Raw genomic sequence first — 17,334 nt, forward strand, 5'->3', positions numbered from 1 at the left:
ATCAGCTGAACGATTTTCCGCAGGAGCAGTTCGCGGTGGCGTTCGGGTTATGAAAGGTAAAGCCAGAGCTCTCCAGTGCCATCACGAAATCGATGGTCGTGCCGACCAGATGCTCACGGCTCTTGTTATCGACGAACACCTTCAGCCCGTCGCATTCGATCACAGTGTCGTCAGGCTTCGCTTCCTCGGCCAGACCCATCTTGTATTTGAATCCATTGCAGCCGCCTGCTTCGATCATGATGCGCAGACCGCCGGTCGGGTGCGTCGACGATGAAATCGCGCTCTTGATTGCATTCACTGCGCTATCCGTCAGGTTGATCACGGCTTTCCCTCATCACCTTGGATCTAGCTACCAAGGGCAAGTCACGTGCCAGCGCGCAGACGCTTGATGATACTCACTTTTTCGGATCGCGCCTGTTGGCTTTGGGACCGGTGTCGGGTTCCTGACAAGGCTAGTTGAGGCGATCGCAGCCCACTGACGCGTTTTCTTTCTGACCTACGCCTGGAGGCCCCTACGCATGCAACGGCAAGCAATTTGCATCGCATCTGGCACCGGCCAAGGCGTCGGTTAAGAGCTTAGATCGAGGAAGAATTTAATGACTGCAATCGAGAACACCGCACTCGGCAGACTTGAGAAGGAGGGCCGCCTGCTCAATGCCGTACTCAAAGGCGGGACTACCAAGCCGGGCCGGTTCGGCTTTCGCGGCGACGTCGCACTAAAATTCCAGACCCAAGTCGCGGACGAGAAACGGCCGCCGGACTATTCGATCGAACAGGTGTTGACGATCGCGCAGGACGGAGAACGCACTATTCCGGTGCTGGCCGGCTACCTGCATTCCTTCGCCTATCTTGCTGACGTCGCGACTGTCCTTGACGGTGCCTTAAGCCCAAACGGCAGCTACTTCATCTTCTGCAACAACATAGATTTGCTCGCGAAATATCGAATCAAGCTCGGTGATATTAACTTCCACGTCTTACCGTGCGATGAATCCACCGTTTGGAAGGAGATGATGGACCTGGTCGGGCTCAACAAGGACGACATCAAGAAGCTCGATCCGGGCGGCAAGCTTGATTACCTCCTCGATGCCGCAAAGGATCTCGATTTGTCCTATGAGGAGATCTCGTACCACGACGGGCTAAAGAGGATGGAGCCCGTGAAAAACCGCAACGAGAACCGGCCGGTCTGAGCGCGGTCTTCAGTTGTTGGGAGATGCATCGTCTTCGACAAGACGCACGCCGAGGACACAGATATCACCATCCAGAACCGCCAACGCGATCGGTGTGAGCGCTCTACCCTGACATGGACCTTCGACGCACCGCCCGGTGCCGAGTTCGAAGGTCGAACCGTGCTTGCCGCACATCAGCCGGATACCGTATGGATCGAGGAATTCGTTCCGCTCCCAGTCCAAATTGACGCTGTTGTGCGGGCATTTATTGACATAGCCAAGCACCTTTTTGCCCCAGCGCACCACAATGATGGACCACGGCCGGTGATTGCCGTCATCTTCGACGACCATAAGATGGAATCCCATGGCCTGGCGGCTCGGAATCTCGTTAAAGCCGCAAATCGCATAGATGGGATTTGGCTGCATTCATCGCTCGTTTATTGCAAGACGTTCTTCATTGTCGCTGTGCAATCACCCCTGCAAGAACCCTACAAGTGCCGGAACGGATCGTGTTTCTGGCAATCCAAGGCGCAAGCTTCGCCATTGCGGCACACTTCATTGGCCCGGGCGCATAATTCAGACCAATTCGCACGAGCATTGAGCCTTGCTGCCCTTTCCATGCTGGCTGCGCAGCTGCAGCTTTCGCGCTTCAACCTTTCTGGACCATTTGCCGGAGAGCTAACGCGGTGGCTGGTAGCCGCCTTCGCTCACGCAGCTTCGACTGCGCCTGAAACGTGGGTCTGGCAGTTGGCCGGGCAAACCCTGGCGCATGCACCACAGCCGATGCAAGCGCCCTGATCGTTCAGAATCATGACCTTCTTTTCGATTTCATCGTCCTCGTCATTGTCGAGGTCGACAAGTTCGCCCTCCTCGTTGATACCTTTCAAGGTCATGACATCTCGACCGCACACCTTGAAACAGCGGCCACAGCCGATGCACTTCTTGCTATTGATCGAGATCAGATATTCTGGTGTCCAGTTGCGTCCATCGCGCGTTGCAAATGACATGGGTCGGGCCCCCTTTAAGTATTTTCCAGCGCCTTCAAATCATGGCTCTTGCGCTCGAGTTCGGCATAGGCATTGTGCGCCTTCTGCGCCACCACCATGATTGAGGTCCAGTTGACGGGCAATTCTTCCGAAAGATCGTGCAGATCCATCTTGGCTTGTGTCGCCTTGACAGACAGCTTCTTTAGTTCTGCCTTCAGTGTTTCACGATCGCTCATGAGTATCCCCAATAGTTCGCCACGTCCGGAAATTTCCGAATCAGGTCGATTCCGTCGCTGACATATTTGTCGCCCTCCTGCGCGAGCTTTACGAAATTGGGAAATCCGAAGCGATGCACATCGCGCAGCTGCTTGTTCACGGCGATCAGCCGGCCTGAGATGAGCACCATGCGGCCGAAGCCTTCATGATGCAGATCCAGGATCGGCTGGATCATCACACCGGTTTCCCTCTCGATCGAGAGCGCGACCGCATCGAAGAACAGCTTAAGCCGCCACAGCGTATCGGGATCAGGATCACCGATAATCGGCAATGCGCGCCGTTTCTCCTTGTCAAGGATATAGGGTTCGAGCAGGTCAAGATCGCTCTTCGCCTCCCAGGCTCCGTTGGTATCCCGAGCACGCCAAATCTTGATCAACTCCTTGAGGAACGGCGCGTCGACGGCGCTGCCCTGCTGCTCTATTTTTGCGGTCATATCACCTCATTCATCGAACTCGAACGTACACCGTCGGTCCTTTGCCATGGCCTTGCGTAGCCAGGGAGGTGGCGTGCCCTTCAGTACGCGCTCGAGTTTTTCGAGCAACACCAGAATGCTTTCTGGCTTATTCACCTTGATAGGATGGATCTTGTTGGCCACCACTCGCGCAGCCCCGGCACCGCCAATGGCGGCGACGTAAAGGATTGCGCAATCCTTGATCGCCTCGATCTTCGGCGCCAACTTGTCGTCGTTGCCGTCTTCCTTATGATCGCCCTCAAACTCAATCGCTTTGAGAAACACGTGCCCGCCAGGCGTGACATCGTAGATTGCGATATTCTTTGCCCAACCAAAATGGGCATCGACGCGTCTCAGGTCCTGAGTGGCAAATGCGACCTTCATGCAATCGACCTCTCAGCTGCGCCGGTGGAGCTGCGATACCCCGAGCATCGTGGTAGTCCGGCCGCAGTCCGCCATCTATCGGGCGTAGGCTGATCGTTCTCCTCGCGGTGCGCGATCACGAGATTGGCGATTTCGAAGATCAGATTGCGGGTACCACGATAGCCCACGGATAGTTGGTGTCCCGCGCCAAGTCGATCGAACATCGGAAACCCCATACGATAGAACGGCACTTTCAGCCGGGCCGCCGCTTGCCTGCCATGCGAATGCGTGATCAGCAGGTCGCAATGCTTTGTTTTGGCAAGCCCTTCCAGATCCTCGAGATCGCCAATGAGTACCTCCTTGGTCTTGATCCGCTCGATCACCTCCGACTGAGTGGTCGTCACGGCCGCGGTCACGTGCGCGCCCATGTCGTGCAGCATGCCGGACAGATCGAACAGAAGGTCTGGCTCAGCGCCGATCGCAACTTTGCGACCGCCAATATGGAAGTGCGCATCCAGCATTGCATCGGCGAGCTGACCGCGCTGGCGCCGATATTTCAATGGTATGGGGCGGCCGCTGATCTCGCTCAAGAACGTCATGAATTCGTCGTTCGGACAGAGACCACACAGCCGCTCGAAGACACGAAAAGGCACGTCGGTCTTGACCTGCATGACCTCTGCCGCTCGCCGCATCTGCGCGCCGATTGCAATCGTCCACCCGGCGCGGCCCATGCTCGCAATTTCGTCGACGCCGATGCCGCCGATGGTCGTTGGCGTAAACTCATCGGGGATATGCCCATCGAGCGATCCCGCGAGGTCAGGGAGGAAGGACGGGCACAACCCGAAATCCTCCAATATGACACGGAGTTCATCCAGGTCGCCGGGCGTGAGGTGACATCCCGGCAGAACATTCACCTTCGATGGATCCCGCAGGCCATTGGCGCTGGGCCCTTCCACCAGCACCTCCACAATGCGCGCCACAGCCTTCTCCCAGCCGTCCTGGAACGCGCCCTTGAAATCAGGCGTCGAGACATACACCAGTGGCAACTTTGCAAGTTGCGGATGCTTGCTCCGGATGAGCTTGAGGTAGGCATCCACATCGTCGCCGTTGGTCTCAGTGACACCGGTCGAGCAGATTCCGATGATCTTTGGCTTGGTACGGTTGTAGATTTTCAGTATCGCCTGCTCGAGATTCTCATAGCCGCCGAGTACGGTCGCGACTTCGCTCATCGCGGTGGTCTGCAGCGGTACTGCCTCTTTGAAATGCCGGACAAAGAGCGTGAGCCCGAAGGATGTGCACCCCTGGGATCCGTGCAGAAGCGGCATCGCCCCGCGCAGCCCCATGAAGGCGAATGCGCCGCCGATCGGCTGGCTCATCTTCAGCGGGTTGACAGCGCAGGCCTTTGTCGGCGCCGTGACGATGGCCATGACGCCTCCCCTATTCTGCGGCCTGTCGCATGGCAGATGGCTCGGACACCAAGATACCTTCGATGCGTCTTTGGCAGCAGCCACCGACCGCATTGGTATGCTCTCTGACCGCTGCGACGCTCCTCAGGCCGTGCGCGTAGATTGCATCCTCGATCGTGCCCAGATCGACCGTGTTACACACGCAGATCTTCTTGGCGCGGCGCGCGGTTTCGGCGAGCGTCGGATCACAGTCGATCGCGGCCACCGGCGATTGCATCTGCTCCATCGCCTTGGCCAATGCGTCCCATGGTGCCGGTCGACGTAGCTGCTCCCACATCGGACTGGAGAGCGACTTATCGATCTCCTCCACCAGCTTGACCATTCCGACATAGCCCATATAGGCGTGGCAGCGCTCCTGGTTGATATCGAGCCAGGGCATCGCCGCTTTCAGCGCGACGAACTGCGACTTGCCGCCCGATAGCATGATGTCCGCTTTTGCGTCCTTCAACATCTTGTACATTTCGCGCGGCGTCATGTCCTCGATCATGTGGGCATCCTGCCCCATGAGCTCCTTGATGCGCTCCTTGTCTTCCCTGGTTGATTTCTTCACGCTGGTTCCGACTAACTCAAGCCCGGCTTCCTGGAGTGCCGCAACGACCGACCATGACTTGACGCCGCCGGTAATCAACAAGGCCTTCTTGCCTTCGAATCGTGGCTTGTACGGCTCGATCGCAGCCCAGGCCCACGCCTCCTCGCGCGCGATCACCGCTTCGGTGCGGCGGAGTAGATCTGTCGGCGCGCCGCGTTCAACCAATAAGCGGGCAAGCTGACGCAGCGATTCGCTCGAATCTTGAATACCGTAGAACGACCCCTCGAAGAACGGGATCCCGTAGCGTTCCTCCATCTTGCGTGCGACGTTGATCATGGACTTTGAGCACACCAACATCGCCGCCCGCGCGCGATGAGATGAAGCGACTTCGCGATATTTGCCATCGCCGGAGATGCAGGAGAGAATCCGTATTCCAAGCTCGTCTAGCAATGGCTTCACTTGCCAGAGCTCTCCCGAAAGGTTGTATTCCCCGATCAGGTTGATATCGTACGGCGTGGTGTAGTCCGGTTCTTGCGTCCCGATTACATAGTCGAGCAAAGCCTCGCCGGCGAGCTTATTACCGAGGTTCTTCGAGCCGACGAAGCCCGGGGAATTGATCGGGATCACCGGCTTTGCGAACCTTTGAGATGCTGCCTTACAGACTGCGTTGATGTCGTCGCCGATCATCGCCGGGATGCAGGTTTGATAGACGAAGATGGCGGGCGGGTCGCACTTGTCGATGATCTCCTTGATCGCTTTGCAGAGCCGCTTCTCGCCTCCGAATACAATATCGGTTTCGCTCAAATCGGTTGTGAATGCGGTGCGCCACAGATTCGAGCCGGACGACGCCGCGCCGCGATTGTCCCAGGAATTACCTTCGCACGCGATCGGACCATGCACCAAGTGAGCGACGTCAGTGAACGGCTGCAGCGCAACCTTGGCGCCATCGAAAGCACAGCCGCCGGCGGCGCTACCCGGCTGCAGCTGTTTGGTGCAGCCCTTCTTCCGTTCAGCCTCCGACTTACTGCCATTCTTGGCGCAGCCCGGCTCGTCGAAAATATTTTGGACCGTGGCCGCTAGTGAACTCATCCCTTTTTCCTCTCAGCGCAAACTAATTGCATGGTCAACCGTCGTGTGCTTGTGCCATCGTCGAGTGCTTGGGCGATGGCACGCGCACGGTCGCTCATCAACGAATGATGTCGAAGCTGTAGTCAGTTTTGCCAAGAACGTTTGTCTTCTTGTCGATCTCGTCGAAGATCTTGTCCAGGATCTTCACCAGCACATTCAGGCCGCCCTGATAGCCCCATAGGGGGGAGCGGTGATGGTGATGCCGATCAAAAACCGGAAAGCCGATGCGGATCAGTGGCGTTCCGGTATCACGCTCCAGATACTTGCCATAGGTGTTGCCAATCAGAAAATCGACCGGCTCGGTGAACAGGAGTGAACGCATGTGCCAGAGGTCTCGGCCCGGATAGGCTTGGCACCCCTGCCCAAATGGCGAGCTAGCAAGCAGCGCCTGCATTTTTTCGTGCCACGCCTTGTTGCCGTTGGTGGACAGCACATGGGTCGGTTCGGCGCCGAGTTCGAGCAGAAACGCAGCCAACCCATAGCAAAGATCCGGATCGCCATAGATCGCGAACTTCTTGCCATGGATATGCGAGCTGGAGTCAGCGATGGCATCGACCAGGCGGCCACGTTCTCGCGCGAGTTGCTCGGGAATTTCCTTGCCGCTGATGCGTGACAGCGCCACGAGAAAGTCATCCGTTGCGGATAAGCCCACCGGGTAGTTGAAGGATACGACGTCCTGCCCATGCTCAGCCACGAATGGCAGCGTTTTTTCGGTGCACCACTGCTGCATGGAGATTGTCGCCTTGGCGTGAACCGCGTTGGCCGCATCTTCCAGCGTCGTGCCGCCGTCATACATCCGGAATTCGCCGTCTGTCGGAGTATCGAAGACTTCAGAATTATCGGCGAGAATCGTGTGCTGGATGCCCATCAACGCCAAGATGCGCTTGATCTCGCGAAGGTTTCCGACGGTATAGCCATCGAACCCACCAATGATGTTGATCGCCCCGTTCGGCTTGCGCTCCAGCTTCGGCGCTGTTCCGGCCTTGCCGTCCCAAAAATGCTCCAGAATGCCCTTGAGCGCATTGTCATAACCGGTGACGTGGCTGCCGACGAACGCCGGCGTGTGGGCGAACGGCACGTCGAAGTCCGCCGGAACCGAGCCTTTCTCTTTTGACGTCTTGATGAAAGCGTTGAGGTCATCGCCGATCACCTCGGCCATGCAGGTCGTGGAGACCGCAATCATCTTGGGTTTGTACATGTTGTAGCTGTTCGCGAGCCCGTCGATCATGTTGTTCAGGCCGCCGAATACTGCAGCGTCTTCCGTCATCGACGAAGAAACGCAGGAGCTAGGCTCCTTGAAGTGCCGCGACAGATGGCTGCGGTAATAAGCCACGCAGCCTTGCGAGCCGTGGACGAAGGGCAGCGTGCCCTCAAAGCCAACAGAGGCGAATACGGCGCCAAGCGGCTGGCAGGCCTTGGCCGGATTTACCGCTAGCGCCTCCCGCGCAAAGTTCTTTTCGCGATATTCGGCCGTTTTCGTCCATTCCTTGATACGTTCGACCTCGGCGGGATCGCGAGGATTCTCGAATATCTTTTTCTTGGCCAGCATCTGCTGGTATTCTGGACCGCGGAACAGTTCGAGATGATCGAGCACGTGTTCGGCACTCTGCGCCATTGTTGAAGTCCTTCACTATCGAGATTGGTATCGCCCCGGCTTTCCCAGAGAGCGAGATGAGTTGCTTTATTCTGCAGCCAGGAGCTTGGCCCTCGAAGCTTCCTTCCAAGGGGCCTTCGTTTTCTTCCAGACCGGCGAGTTGACGGCCATGTCCATGTCGCGCGCAAAGATCGCAAAGCCGTCATAGCCGTGATATGGACCCGAATAGTCCCAGGAGTGCATCTGCCGGAACGGCACACCCATCTTTTGGAAAACGTATTTTTCCTTGATGCCCGAGCCGACAAGGTCAGGCTTGAGCTTTTCGACGAAGCGCTCGAACTCATAGCCATTGACGTCATCGTAGATGAGCGTGCTGTCCTTTACGTAGTGCTGAGCTGTGCGCTGATAGTCGTCGTTGTGACCGAACTCGTATCCGGTGCCAATAACTTCCATCCCGAGGTCCTCGTATGCGCCAATCACATGACGCGGGCGGAGCCCGCCGACGTACAGCATCACCGTCCTGCCCTCCAGGCGCGGGCGATATTTCGCGATCACGGCGTTCACCAGCGGTTGGTACTTTTCAATCACCCGCTCGGCGCCTTCCTTAATCTTGTCGTCGAAATAACCCGCAATCTTGCGCAGCGACTCTGCAATCTTTGACGGTCCGAAGAAGTTGTACTCGCACCACGGAATACCGAACTTCTCTTCCATGTGGCGAGAGATGTAGTTCATGGAACGGTAGCAATGCAGAATGTTGAGCTTTGCCTTCGGCGTTGCCTCGAGCTCAGCCAGTGAACCGTCGCCGGACCACTGCGCGATCACCCGCAGGCCCATCTCCTCCAGCAGAATTCGTGATGACCAGGCGTCGCCGCCAATATTGTAGTCTCCGATGATCGCAACATCGTACGGCGTCGGCTCGAACTTTGGCTTGCCGTCGGGCTCGAGCTGGTCGAAAATCCAATCCCGCACCGCGTCGTTGGCAATGTGGTGGCCTAGTGACTGCGACACGCCCCGAAAGCCCTCACAACGGACCGGCACGATGGTCTTGCCGCCATATTCCTTGGATTTCGCTCTTGATACGGCCTCGATGTCGTCACCGATCAAGCCGATCGGGCATTCCGATTGGATCGTGATGCCGTTGTTGAGTGGAAACAGCTCCTGGATTTCGTCAAGGATCTTCACCAGCTTTTTGTCGCCACCGAATACGATATCCTTTTCTTGGAAGTCGGAGGTGAACTGCAGGGTCACGAAGCTATCGATGCCCGTCGTGCCAACGTAATAGTTGCGTCGCGAGCCCCACGAATACTGACCGCAGCCGACCGGGCCATGGCTGATATGGACCATGTCCTTGATCGGTCCCCAGACCACCCCCTTTGACCCTGCATAGGCGCAGCCTCTGATCGTCATCACGCCAGGTATGGATTTGATGTTGGACTTCACCCCGCAGTCAGACTTGCCGGCTTGGTGAACGTTGAGGTGCTTGGCACGCCGTTTCGCGGTTTTCTCCGGATAGACCTTCAGCACCTCCTCGATCAGCTCTTTGTTGCGAGCCCTGATTTCTGCGATGCTCTGGGTCGTGGCGAGACTCATCTGATGTCCTTCAAAGGTTAGCTGTTGCGAGGGCGGCTTCTTGACCAAGACTTTTGCAACCAGCATGCCAGCGTCGCGTGAGCACAAAAAACACAGCAATCAAAATCGCTTAGCGCGCCTCGTGCGGTGAAAGGGGGTGTTGTCGCGAACCCGACATCACGCTTTGGGCAGAGAACTCTTGGTTTGGCCCTGTTCGAAAAGGAACAAGGGCTGGCTATGCGTGAATTGCCCGCCCAATTCTCGAGCGTGTCCGCGATCGCAGTACTCTGCGATCGCGCTCGCCGAAGGCGGCCGTGCAGGAAGACCGGCTGCAAGGCCGGCTGGCCGACACAGGCTTGCCAATGCTATCTATGCTTGCTGAGACCTACAGGTGCTTACCTGCTGCGATGACGATGAGGTGCATGACCTCATCCTCCAGACTTCAATGCGAGCTGCCTCGCCACAGGACGTCGTAGGCTCGCCGAATCACGAGAACAGCTGCCGCGCCTTGATAAGCGCACGCACGAGCACATCAATCTCTTCACGTGTATTGTAAAGTCCGAGCGACGCACGGCACGTCGCCAGCATGCCGAAGCGCTTGAGCAGCGGCATCGCACAGTGGGCCCCCGCCCGCATCGCTACACCGGCGCGGTCGACGACGGTGGCAATATCATGCGCGTGCGCACCCTTCATATCAAAACAAATGATCGGTCCCTTCTCGGCCGGGGTCGCGATCATGCGCACGAAGTTGATATCCGCCAGCCTCTCCTGCGCGTAAGCGAGCAGTACGCTCTCGTGCCTGCGGATCTGCACCTTGCCTATTGAATTGATGTAATCGATAGCCGCGCCTAAACCGATGGCTTCGACGATCGGCGGCGTACCCGCTTCGAACCGGTGTGGCGGATCACCATAAATGACTCCGGAACGCGAGACCTCGCGAATCATCTCCCCGCCGCCATTGAAGGGCGGCATCGATGCCAGATGCTCAGACTTGCCGTAAAGCACACCGATCCCAGTCGGACCATAGAGTTTGTGGCCCGTCATGACGTAGAAATCGCAATCAATGTCGCGGACGTCGGCGCTCAGATGGACGCATCCTTGCGAGCCGTCGACGAGCACCGGGATACCACGAGCATGCGCGATCCTCACCACCTCTTTCACCGGCAACACCGTGCCGAGAACGTTCGACATTTGTGTGATTGCAACCATCTTGGTGCGCGGGGTCAGCAGTCGCTCAAAATCATCGAGCAAAAAGTTTCCGTCATCATCCACTGGCGCCCATTTGATCACTGCACCGAGTCGTTCCCTGAGAAGGTGCCATGGCACAATGTTGGAGTGGTGTTCCATAATCGAGAGAACGATCTCATCACCGGGGGTAATGCGTTCACGGCCAAAAGTCTGGGCGACCAGATTGATCGCCTCCGTGGCGCTCCGGGTGAAGATGATCTCTTCGTTTAAATGCGCGTTCACAAACTGCGCCACCTTGGTACGGGCGCCTTCATACGCCTCGGTCGCCGCGTTAGCGAGGTAGTGCAAGCCGCGATGAACGTTGGCGTATTCGCTGGAGTACACCTGCATCATACGGTCCAGCACCGCGTTGGGCTTTTGCGCGGATGCAGCGTTATCGAGGTAAACAAGCGGCTTGCCGTACACCGTCATGGCCAGCGCAGGAAAGTCAGAACGCAGACGGTTGACCTCGTAACTACCATTGCTCACGGCGGGATGTGCGCTCATCGCCCCGCCTGCAGCCAGTGTTCAGCTTGCGCTGCCACAAAATCGCGTAGGTTCTCGGAAGTGATCTCCTCAATCGACTCGCCAAGGAACGCTTTAATCAGCAACATCTGCGCATCCTTCTCGGGTAGCCCCCGAGCGCGCAGATAGAATACGAGAGTGTCGTCGAGCGCACCGGAAGTCGCTCCGTGGCCGCAGGTCACGTCGTCAGCCAAGATTTCAAGTTCGGGCTGATTGTCGGCCTCGGCCTGGTCCGATAGGAGCAACGCTCGCGTCGTCAGGGTGGCGTCCGTCTTGCGGGCGGCGGGACGAACGACGATTCTGCCCTGAAACACCGAGCGGCCGCAATCGTCGACGACCGCGCGGAACTTCTCCCGACTGGTGCAATGTGGTACGGCGTGGTCGACCACGATCGTTGTGTCGGCGTGCAGCTTGTCCCTGATGAGATTAACCCCATTCGCCGAAAGCTTGGTTCCCTCGCCGGCCAGCGTGATGAATCCCTGATAGCGACTGATGGAGCCGCTGCAGGTCATGCTGAAGAGGTCGAGCTTAGCCTTGGCGCCGACTGCGATGATCGCCGAGGAGATGTTCACGGCGTCGGAGGCATCGGCTGCCACGCGGATATGCGAAAGGCTCGCCTCGTCACCAACCAGGGCGATTATCGCATCGTTGGCTTGATAGCCGCTCGCGCCTTCAGCCGGGACGAAACTTTCGACGATGGCCGCATGCGCTCCTTTACCGAGCTGCAGATAGGAGCGTGTAAAGGTGGACACCGACAGTCCGGTTGCGACGTGAATGATTTGAATTGGACGCTTCACCGCATTGCCATCGGCGACCGTAATCACCAGGCCATCTGTCGCCATTGCGGCATTGAGCGAGATTGCCGGATCGCTCGTCGTCGACAGCACCAGACCGGCCATGGCCGCAGTGGCCGAATTCTCCAGAACCTCTCGCAGCGACCGCACAACGACTTCATTTTCAAGCCCGCCGAAATCGGACAGCTCCGGCGCGAATATGCCATCCACCAAAACGAGCTTGACCGCCTGATCGGCAGCCACTTGCTTGGCCGACACCTTTGCGCGCACCAGCGCCTCCGCATCCGGTCGCGGAGCGAGTGGCAGCACCTCGCCGATCAGGGCGCGTAGATCAGTGTATTTCCAATCCTCCATGCGCCGATGCGGGAGGCCGGTACGCTCGTAGAGCTCGAATGCCCTCGCCCGGATTTGGGGGACAGGGCCTGCACCAGGCAGCCGTCCACGCGCCGCAGCGAAAACATTGTGCATTGCGCGTTCGGCGTCGGCTTTGGCAAAAACCTGCTTCATCGGGGAATCCCTAGAGCCGTCAGGCCGCGTCTTCGAATTGGGCGTAGCCACAAGCCTCGAGCTCCAGCGCGAGTTCTTTTCCGCCGCTCTTCATGACCCGCCCTTTCGACATCACGTGCACAATGTCCGGCACGATATGGTCGAGAAGCCGCCGATAGTGGGTGATCACGAGCATCGCTCGTTCCGGCGAACGCAAGGCGTTGATGCCGCTGGCGACGATACGCAGCGCGTCGATATCGAGGCCGGAATCGATCTCGTCCAGGATGCACAGTCTCGGCTCGAACAGCGCCATCTGCAAAATTTCATTGCGCTTCTTCTCGCCGCCGGAGAAGCCGACATTGACGCTGCGCTTGATCATGTCCTGGGGAATGTTGAGCGAACCGGCCACCTCGCGGACTCTTTTCAGAAATTCGGGGGTGGAGAATTCCCGTTGGTCGCGCGCCTTGCGCTGGGCGTTCAGTGCCGCCCGAAGGAAGTTCATGTTGGTCACGCCGGGGATCTCGACCGGATACTGGAATGCCAGGAACACGCCCTTGGCGGCGCGTTCATTTGGCTGCATCCGCAACAGGTTCTCGCCCCTGAACAGGATTTGTCCGCCGTTGATCTCATAGCCGGGCTTGCCGGCGATGACATGAGAGAGCGTCGATTTGCCGGAGCCGTTCGGCCCCATGATCGCGTGCACCTCACCCGCATTGACGTCAAGATCGAGGCCGCGAATAATTTCGCGGTCTTCGACACCAACCTGCAAATCTCCGATTTCGAGTAGCGCCATTCTGATCCGATCCCTGAAATGCGTCATCTGGCGAGCCGCATTCGAGAGGGCTCGCGGGAGGTTTGGTTATCCGACAGATCCGTCGAGCGAGATCGAGATCAGCTTCTGCGCCTCCACTGCGAACTCCATCGGCAGTTTTTGCAGAACGTCCTTGACGAAGCCGTTGACGACGAGGCCGACGGCCTCTTCTTGGCTGACGCCGCGCTGGATGCAGTAGAACAGCACGTCCTCGGAGATCTTCGAGGTCGTCGCCTCGTGCTCGAACGTCGCCGACGAATTTTTGGCTTCGATGTACGGCACGGTGTGCGCGCCGCATTTGTCGCCGATCAACAAGGAATCGCAGGCGGTGAAGTTGCGCGCGCCGGTCGCTTTGCGGTGCGCGGTGACGAGGCCGCGATAGGTGTTCTGCGATTTGCCGGCAGCAATGCCCTTGGAGATGATCCGGCTCGACGTGTTCTTGCCGAGATGAATCATCTTGGTTCCCGAATCGACCTGCTGGAAGCCGTTCGAGATCGCGATCGAGTAGAACTCGCCGCGGGAATTATCGCCGCGCAGGATGCAGCTCGGATATTTCCAGGTGATCGCCGAACCCGTTTCGACCTGGGTCCACGAGATCTTGGAATGGGCGCCGCGGCAGTCGCCACGCTTGGTGACGAAATTGTAGATGCCGCCCTTGCCTTCGGAATTGCCGGGGTACCAGTTCTGCACCGTCGAATATTTGATTTCGGCATCGGCGAGCGCGACCAGCTCGACCACGGCCGCGTGCAGCTGGTTCTCGTCGCGCTGCGGCGCGGTGCAGCCCTCGAGATAGGAAACGTAGGCGCCCTTGTCGGCGATGATCAGCGTGCGCTCGAACTGGCCGGTATTGCGCTCGTTGATGCGGAAATAGGTCGACAGCTCCATCGGGCAGCGCACGCCCGGCGGCACGTAGACGAACGAGCCGTCGGAGAACACCGCCGAGTTCAATGTCGCGTAGAAATTGTCCGACGTCGGTACCACGGAGCCGAGATATTTCTGGACCAGTTCAGGGTGCTCACGGATCGCCTCCGAGATCGGCATGAAGATCACACCGGCCTTCTTCAGCTCCGCCTTGAAGGTGGTCGCAACCGAAACCGAATCGAAGACCGCGTCGATCGCGATCTTGCGGTTCGGCGTCTGTTCCCCGCCGGGTGGCGGCTCGACGCCCTCGAGGGTCGCGACCTCGCGCAGCGGGATGCCGAGCTTCTCGTAGGTTTTCAGGATCTCCGGATCGATCTCGTCGATCGAGGACAGCGTCTTCTTCGGCTTAGGCGCCGCGTAATAGTAGACGTCCTGGAAGTCGATCTTGGGATAGTCGACGCGCGCCCAGGTCGGCTCGAACATGGTCAGCCAGCGGCGATACGCCTCCAGGCGCCATTCCAGCATCCAGGCGGGTTCATTCTTTTTCTGCGAGATGAACTTTACGATCTCTTCCGAGAGACCCTTGGGGGCCTTGTCGGACTCGATCAGCGTTTCAAACCCATATCGATACTGGTCGACGTCGATGTGCCGGACGCGCTCGACCGTCTCTTGTACAGCTACCATTGCCCGCTCCGCTCGTGCAACGACAACTCCCGACGCCGAGGATTGCGCCGCAATCTCTCCGAGCGGACCGCGCAAGTCACGGCCAACTCGGGGCCAGCGAGTGAGAGAAACAGGAGACGGATCCAAAAGGCGGCGGCTGTCGATAGCGTCTTCATCATGTTTCGTGCCGGAGCTCCTCTCATCGGCTACTCCACCTATGCCGGCACGCAGGTATCGGGCACCGGGCAAACGACGGCGCATTGCGGCGCGTCAAAATGCCCCTCACATTGGGTACACTGGGTCGGATTGATCACATATATGTCGTTCTTCAGGCTGATCGCGGCATTGGGACATTCGTACTCACACGCTCCGCAGACGGTGCACTGGGATGCGATTATCTTGTAGGCCATCACTGCGATTCCATGAGCAAAAGGTGCGGGACAGTTTCTTGCTTTCAAGTCTTGTGCCAGACAGTTTAACCTTGATTTGTCTGGGCTATTTTCGATAACGCGACTCGCCGCCTCGACACGGTGTCGCAAATCCTACAACGGGCATGACAGCAGCTTGATCTCGATGCCGTGGTTTACACATGGTCGATCTCACGGCAGTCAGCCGATCAGGTGAACCGCATTAGCCAACCTCAGGGAACGATCTGCAATCCTTCCCAAGGCCGCCGTGCCGCGGCTACGATCGAAGCGCCGCGCTACTTCACAAAGTTCTCCGCCGGTGTGTCAGGTCGACCCCGAGCCGCAACTTGTTGGTTCCACTCACCGGGACAGCGGCGGCTTCGGCGACATCACCACGATGAACAACCAGCGCAGTGATCACCGGTCCGGTCCGCGTCCCCACAGCCAGTCAGAAAAGGTCGCTGCGATCGCGCCAGATAAAGTCGCTGAGGTGATCGCGGGTGCCCTGGGGACTCGCGGGAGGCATTCTCAATTGCCTTGGATGACTTGGCAAAACCGGCATTCGTGCGCTGTAAGGGGCGAAAGTACATTGTCTCGCATCGTGCAGGCGACTGAAGCCAGGCCTTCGTCTGGTGATCCTCCGCTTCGCTCCGCGTGGCAAATAAATGCCGGCGCCGGTCAGCAGATTGATGGAGCCGAAAAAAAGCCACCCCGAAGGGTGGCCTTAAGTCAGGGAGGAAACGCCCATAATGGGCCTCTGGGATCAGGCCGCAGCCTGTTCGATCGGTGAGAAGGGCAGCCCGAGGCTTTCGGCCACCGCTTTGTAAGTTAGCCGGCCCCGATGAACGTTGAGGCCTGCGCGCAAATGCGGATTTTCGAGCACGGCGGAAAAGCCCTTGTTGGCCAGAGCCAAACCAAACGGCAGCGTCGCGTTATTCAGTGCCTGGCTCGAGGTCAGCGGCACGGCGCCGGGCATATTGGCCACGCAATAATGAATGACGCCATCCACTTCGTAAGTTGGCTCAGCGTGAGTGGTTGGCTGCGATGTCTCAAAGCAGCCGCCCTGATCGATAGCGACATCCACGAGGACCGCCCCCTTGCGCATCGAGCTCAGCATGCTCCGGCGGACCAGCTTCGGCGCGCTCGCACCTGGAACGAGCACCGCACCAATCACCACATCCGCCGCAAATACCTCTTCCTCCACGGAGTCGATGGTCGAAAACCTGGTGCGAACGCGTCCTTCGAATAGCTCGTCCAACTCGCGGAGCCGGAGTATCGAACGGTCGATGATGGTCACCTCTGCGCCCAAGCCGACCGCCATGCGTGCCGCGTGCGTGCCAACGACGCCACCTCCGATCACCACGATTCGGGCCGGCTGAACACCGGGTACCCCACCGATCAACAGTCCTCGTCCGCCTGCACTCCGCTTCAGGGCGCTACCCGCCGCTTCGATCGCAAGCCTACCCGCGACCTCGCTCATCGGCGCCAGCAGTGGAAGACCACCATGCGCATCGGTTACGGTCTCATAGGCGATCGCGGTGCATCCAGATTTCAGTAGGCCCTTGGCCTGTTCCGGGTCGGGGGCCAGATGCAGATAAGTGAACAGGATCTGATTTTCCCGCAGCTGACACCATTCGGACGGCTGAGGCTCCTTAACCTTTACGATCATCTCGCTCGATGCGAATACCTCAACTGCGGAAGTTAGAATCGTTGCACCAGCATTGCGATAATCGTCATCGGTTGCACCAATGCCAGCGCCGGCATTGGCCTCGATCATCACGCGGTGGCCCGCTGCCACGTATTCGCGGACAGCTCCAGGGGTAAGGCCCACGCGATATTCGTGCGCCTTGATTTCCTTGGGGACTCCGACCTTCATTTGAAAACTCCCTGCCTGAAGCGCCTTTCTAATCGGAAGCGCGCAGCGATATTGCGACCCAGCCGTCAAAATGGCGCAGGAATTCAGCGATATTTGACAAGCTTCGCAGGATTTCAACCACGGGTGCCGAGCGGATCGTGTGACGATGCCCGCTGA

General features: G+C 58.4%; 17 protein-coding genes. 1 reads left to right on the forward strand and 16 read right to left on the reverse strand.

What is annotated here, in order from left to right:
- Position 1 precedes the first annotated feature (1 nt).
- Positions 2–322 (reverse strand): iron-sulfur cluster assembly accessory protein, encoded by a 321-nt coding sequence (locus tag A3AS_RS0121430; protein WP_018319615.1) that lies wholly within the window; start codon positions 320–322, stop codon positions 2–4.
- Between the two features lie 274 nt (positions 323–596).
- Between A3AS_RS0121430 and A3AS_RS0121435 the strand changes: the two genes are divergently transcribed.
- The gene (locus A3AS_RS0121435; RefSeq protein ID WP_018319616.1) at positions 597–1,187 is read left to right on the forward strand and encodes a hypothetical protein; all 591 of its coding nucleotides are present in this window, start codon (positions 597–599) and stop codon (positions 1,185–1,187) included.
- Between the two features lie 9 nt (positions 1,188–1,196).
- On the opposite strand, the gene A3AS_RS0121440 is transcribed toward A3AS_RS0121435, so the two are convergent.
- The 15 genes from A3AS_RS0121440 to ald form a co-directional block, all read right to left on the reverse strand.
- On the reverse strand, positions 1,197–1,592 hold the full coding sequence (locus A3AS_RS0121440; RefSeq protein ID WP_018319617.1) for a Rieske 2Fe-2S domain-containing protein: 396 nt from the start codon (positions 1,590–1,592) through the stop codon (positions 1,197–1,199).
- Between the two features lie 281 nt (positions 1,593–1,873).
- Positions 1,874–2,173, reverse strand: a complete 300-nt coding sequence (gene fdxB / locus A3AS_RS0121445) for a ferredoxin III, nif-specific (protein WP_018319618.1) — start codon at positions 2,171–2,173, stop codon at positions 1,874–1,876.
- Between the two features lie 14 nt (positions 2,174–2,187).
- Positions 2,188–2,388, reverse strand: a complete 201-nt coding sequence (locus tag A3AS_RS0121450; RefSeq protein ID WP_018319619.1) for a CCE_0567 family metalloprotein — start codon at positions 2,386–2,388, stop codon at positions 2,188–2,190.
- Positions 2,385–2,861 (reverse strand): NifX-associated nitrogen fixation protein, encoded by a 477-nt coding sequence (locus tag A3AS_RS0121455; protein ID WP_018319620.1) that lies wholly within the window; start codon positions 2,859–2,861, stop codon positions 2,385–2,387. The genes A3AS_RS0121450 and A3AS_RS0121455 overlap by 4 nt, the downstream gene beginning before the upstream one ends.
- A gap of 6 nt (positions 2,862–2,867) precedes the next feature.
- Positions 2,868–3,263 carry a nitrogen fixation protein NifX gene (gene nifX, locus A3AS_RS0121460; protein WP_018319621.1) on the reverse strand — a complete coding sequence of 132 codons (396 nt, stop codon included), beginning with the start codon at positions 3,261–3,263 and terminating at the stop codon, positions 2,868–2,870.
- Entirely contained in the window at positions 3,260–4,669 is a 1,410-nt protein-coding gene (nifN, locus tag A3AS_RS0121465) for a nitrogenase iron-molybdenum cofactor biosynthesis protein NifN (protein WP_018319622.1), read from the reverse strand. Before nifN ends, nifX begins: the two co-directional genes overlap by 4 nt.
- Before the next feature lie 10 nt (positions 4,670–4,679).
- Positions 4,680–6,326 carry a nitrogenase iron-molybdenum cofactor biosynthesis protein NifE gene (nifE, locus tag A3AS_RS0121470; RefSeq protein WP_018319623.1) on the reverse strand — a complete coding sequence of 549 codons (1,647 nt, stop codon included), beginning with the start codon at positions 6,324–6,326 and terminating at the stop codon, positions 4,680–4,682.
- Between the two features lie 97 nt (positions 6,327–6,423).
- Positions 6,424–7,980, reverse strand: coding sequence for a nitrogenase molybdenum-iron protein subunit beta (nifK, locus tag A3AS_RS0121475; RefSeq protein WP_018319624.1), 1,557 nt, complete (start codon positions 7,978–7,980; stop codon positions 6,424–6,426).
- Between the two features lie 66 nt (positions 7,981–8,046).
- Complete coding sequence (gene nifD, locus A3AS_RS0121480) at positions 8,047–9,549, reverse strand: nitrogenase molybdenum-iron protein alpha chain (RefSeq protein ID WP_026202223.1); 1,503 nt, start codon at positions 9,547–9,549, stop codon at positions 8,047–8,049.
- A gap of 465 nt (positions 9,550–10,014) precedes the next feature.
- Positions 10,015–11,262 carry a cysteine desulfurase gene (locus tag A3AS_RS0121485; RefSeq protein ID WP_018319626.1) on the reverse strand — a complete coding sequence of 416 codons (1,248 nt, stop codon included), beginning with the start codon at positions 11,260–11,262 and terminating at the stop codon, positions 10,015–10,017.
- Positions 11,259–12,581, reverse strand: a complete 1,323-nt coding sequence (sufD, locus tag A3AS_RS0121490) for a Fe-S cluster assembly protein SufD (RefSeq protein ID WP_018319627.1) — start codon at positions 12,579–12,581, stop codon at positions 11,259–11,261. Before sufD ends, A3AS_RS0121485 begins: the two co-directional genes overlap by 4 nt.
- 19 nt (positions 12,582–12,600) lie before the next feature.
- On the reverse strand, positions 12,601–13,353 hold the full coding sequence (gene sufC, locus A3AS_RS0121495; RefSeq protein WP_026202224.1) for a Fe-S cluster assembly ATPase SufC: 753 nt from the start codon (positions 13,351–13,353) through the stop codon (positions 12,601–12,603).
- 66 nt (positions 13,354–13,419) lie between these two features.
- Positions 13,420–14,916, reverse strand: a complete 1,497-nt coding sequence (sufB, locus tag A3AS_RS0121500; protein WP_018319630.1) for a Fe-S cluster assembly protein SufB — start codon at positions 14,914–14,916, stop codon at positions 13,420–13,422.
- A gap of 194 nt (positions 14,917–15,110) precedes the next feature.
- Positions 15,111–15,305 (reverse strand): 4Fe-4S dicluster domain-containing protein, encoded by a 195-nt coding sequence (locus A3AS_RS45385; protein ID WP_018319631.1) that lies wholly within the window; start codon positions 15,303–15,305, stop codon positions 15,111–15,113.
- A 760-nt stretch (positions 15,306–16,065) separates the two neighbouring features.
- The gene (gene ald, locus A3AS_RS0121505; RefSeq protein WP_018319657.1) at positions 16,066–17,178 is read right to left on the reverse strand and encodes an alanine dehydrogenase; all 1,113 of its coding nucleotides are present in this window, start codon (positions 17,176–17,178) and stop codon (positions 16,066–16,068) included.
- Between the last annotated feature and the right edge of the window lie 156 nt (positions 17,179–17,334).

This window comes from Bradyrhizobium sp. WSM2793 (genome assembly GCF_000379585.1).
Lineage (GTDB): Bacteria > Pseudomonadota > Alphaproteobacteria > Rhizobiales > Xanthobacteraceae > Bradyrhizobium.

Bases quoted from the DNA above. Each gene is read 5' to 3' on its own strand.
- A3AS_RS0121435 (WP_018319616.1), top strand. From the start codon at position 597: ATGACTGCAATCGAGAACACCGCACTCGGCAGACTTGAGAAGGAGGGC.
- sufB (WP_018319630.1), bottom strand. From the start codon at position 14,916: ATGGTAGCTGTACAAGAGACGGTCGAGCGCGTCCGGCACATCGACGTC.
- nifX (WP_018319621.1), bottom strand. From the start codon at position 3,263: ATGAAGGTCGCATTTGCCACTCAGGACCTGAGACGCGTCGATGCCCAT.
- A3AS_RS0121450 (WP_018319619.1), bottom strand. From the start codon at position 2,388: ATGAGCGATCGTGAAACACTGAAGGCAGAACTAAAGAAGCTGTCTGTC.
- nifN (WP_018319622.1), bottom strand. From the start codon at position 4,669: ATGGCCATCGTCACGGCGCCGACAAAGGCCTGCGCTGTCAACCCGCTG.
- nifD (WP_026202223.1), bottom strand. From the start codon at position 9,549: ATGAGTCTCGCCACGACCCAGAGCATCGCAGAAATCAGGGCTCGCAAC.
- nifE (WP_018319623.1), bottom strand. From the start codon at position 6,326: ATGAGTTCACTAGCGGCCACGGTCCAAAATATTTTCGACGAGCCGGGC.
- fdxB (WP_018319618.1), bottom strand. From the start codon at position 2,173: ATGTCATTTGCAACGCGCGATGGACGCAACTGGACACCAGAATATCTG.
- A3AS_RS45385 (WP_018319631.1), bottom strand. From the start codon at position 15,305: ATGGCCTACAAGATAATCGCATCCCAGTGCACCGTCTGCGGAGCGTGT.
- ald (WP_018319657.1), bottom strand. From the start codon at position 17,178: ATGAAGGTCGGAGTCCCCAAGGAAATCAAGGCGCACGAATATCGCGTG.
- sufC (WP_026202224.1), bottom strand. From the start codon at position 13,353: ATGGCGCTACTCGAAATCGGAGATTTGCAGGTTGGTGTCGAAGACCGC.
- A3AS_RS0121485 (WP_018319626.1), bottom strand. From the start codon at position 11,262: ATGAGCGCACATCCCGCCGTGAGCAATGGTAGTTACGAGGTCAACCGT.
- nifK (WP_018319624.1), bottom strand. From the start codon at position 7,980: ATGGCGCAGAGTGCCGAACACGTGCTCGATCATCTCGAACTGTTCCGC.
- A3AS_RS0121440 (WP_018319617.1), bottom strand. From the start codon at position 1,592: ATGCAGCCAAATCCCATCTATGCGATTTGCGGCTTTAACGAGATTCCG.
- A3AS_RS0121455 (WP_018319620.1), bottom strand. From the start codon at position 2,861: ATGACCGCAAAAATAGAGCAGCAGGGCAGCGCCGTCGACGCGCCGTTC.
- sufD (WP_018319627.1), bottom strand. From the start codon at position 12,581: ATGAAGCAGGTTTTTGCCAAAGCCGACGCCGAACGCGCAATGCACAAT.